The sequence below is a fragment of the Actinosynnema sp. genome (assembly GCF_052038725.1).
Genome location: NZ_JBQGCX010000012.1, coordinates 1 through 2,080 on the forward strand (window position 1 = coordinate 1; position 2,080 = coordinate 2,080).

Sequence of the window (2,080 nt, forward strand, 5' to 3'; positions counted from 1 at the left end):
GAGCAGCAGGGTCAGCAGCAGCCGCCGGGCTAGCGCCGGACGCTCCCCGGCGCGCGGTGGCCGCGGGCCGCACGCGCGCGGGGACCAGGTGTGGCACAGAGGGGTTGGCCGCGTCCACGGGGTGGGCGCGGCGGTTCGGCGTTTTCGGGCCGGGTCGGGCGGGACCGCCCGACCCGGGGCGCCGCGGGGGAGCACGTGTCCCGGAACGGGGTTCCGGGGAGATCGGTCGAGCGCCGGGGGGCGCGCGGCCGGGACGACCGGGGCCGTGGGGGCCCTCGGCGTCCCAGCGCTGTCACGGGGGTGTGCGGTCCGCGCGCGTGGGGGCGCGTCGGGCGGGACCGCTGCCCGGCCTGGTGATCCGGCCGGTGTTCGTCCTCCCGCTCCGCGAGCGGGAGGGGTTCGGAGAACGCGCGCGTCGTGGTCCGGCGGGTTAGCGCCCGCCGCGCCACCGGCGCCTTCCGCACGCGCCGCGCCGCGACGCGTGGCACGAACACCGCAGCGCCGCCGTCCGGCGGACGCCACGAGCGCGCCCGCCCACCGGCCCGCGCGCACGATCCCAGGAGGTCAGTCATGCCGGGGCCATCGCGCGGCAGGCCCGCGCGCCGTCCGTTGTCCGTCCGCAGGCCCGTGCCCGCCAAGCGCGGGAAGGCCGCCAACAGCCGCCTGAGGATCGCCGTCGGCCGGGTGCTGCTGATCGCCGCCCTGCTCGCCGCGGGCGTCAAGCTCGTGCAGGTGCAGGGCTTCCAGGCGGAGGCGCTCTCCGCCCAGGCCGAGCGGCAGCGGGCCACCCCGATCGACATCCCGGCCGAGCGCGGCTCCATCACCGACCGCAACGGCAACCAGCTCGCGTTCAGCATCGAGGCGCGCGCGCTCTACGTGCTGCCCGCCCTCATGCGCCAGAAGTGGGACGAGGAGGTCAAGAAGAACCCGGAGCTGCAGAGCTACGAGGAGCGCGCCCGCGAGATCGCCGAGTTCGTCCAGAAGACCCTCGGGCGCGAGGTGTCCGGCCAGAAGACCGACGCGGACACCGTCTACGCGCTGCTCACCAAGGACATCAGCTACACCGAGATCGCCGACCGCGTCGAGCCCGACAAGGCCGAGGCGATCAGCGAGCGGTACGCCGACGTCGGCTTCGAGCGCCGCGCCGTCCGCGTCTACCCCAACGGCGAGCTGGCCTCCAACATCGTCGGCGCGGCGAACTGGCGCAAGGACCAGCAGCCGCCGGGCACGCAGGGCCTGCTCGGGCTGGAGAACTCGCAGAACAACCTGCTGTCGGGCACCAACGGCCGCCGCATCGTCGACACCGTCCAGGGCAACGACACCGTCGTCATCCCCGGCCCCGGCCGCTCCCGCGAGATCACCCCGGCCACTCCCGGCAAGAGCCTGGAGCTGACCATCGACCTGGACACCCAGTACGCGGTGCAGAACATGGTCACCGACTACGCCAGGAAGGCGGGCGCGGACAGCGCGTCGGCGGTCGTGCTCGACACCGCCACCGGCGAGATCCTGGCCATGGCCAACGACAAGACGTTCGACCCCACCGACTTCGGCCGCGCCACCGACGCCCAGCGCAGCAACACGGCGGTCAGCGCGAACTTCGAGCCCGGCTCGGTCAACAAGATCGTCACCGCCGCCGCGGCCATCGAGGACGGCATCTACCAGCCGGACAGCGTGCTCACCGTCGACGGCAGCATCAAGGTCGCCGACCGCACCATCAAGGACGCCACCTGGCACGACACCCAGAAGATGAGCTTCACCGGGGTGTTCGCCAAGTCCTCCAACGTCGGCACCCTGATGACCGCCCAGCAGGTCGGGGCGGACCGCTTCGCCGACCTGCTGACCAAGTTCGGCCTCGGCACCCGCACCGGCTCCGGCCTGCCCGGCGAGGAGGCGGGCCTGGTGCCGCCGCGCCAGCAGTGGTCCGGCTCCACGTTCGGCAACCTGCCCATCGGCCAGGGACTCAACATGACCCTGCTGCAGATGACCGGCATGTACCAGGCCATCGGCAACGACGGCCTGCGCGTGCCGCCCAGGATCATCAAGGCCGAGGTGGGCGCCGACGGCTCCCGCACCGAGCTGG

The 2,080-nt window shown here is 73.6% G+C and carries 1 protein-coding gene; it reads left to right on the forward strand.

Annotated elements, in window-relative coordinates:
- Window positions 1-570: 570 nt before the first annotated feature.
- Window positions 571-2,080 (forward strand): peptidoglycan D,D-transpeptidase FtsI family protein (locus ACTUAL_RS00225; RefSeq protein ID WP_440898834.1); only part of this gene is annotated, 1,510 nt, incomplete at its 3' end.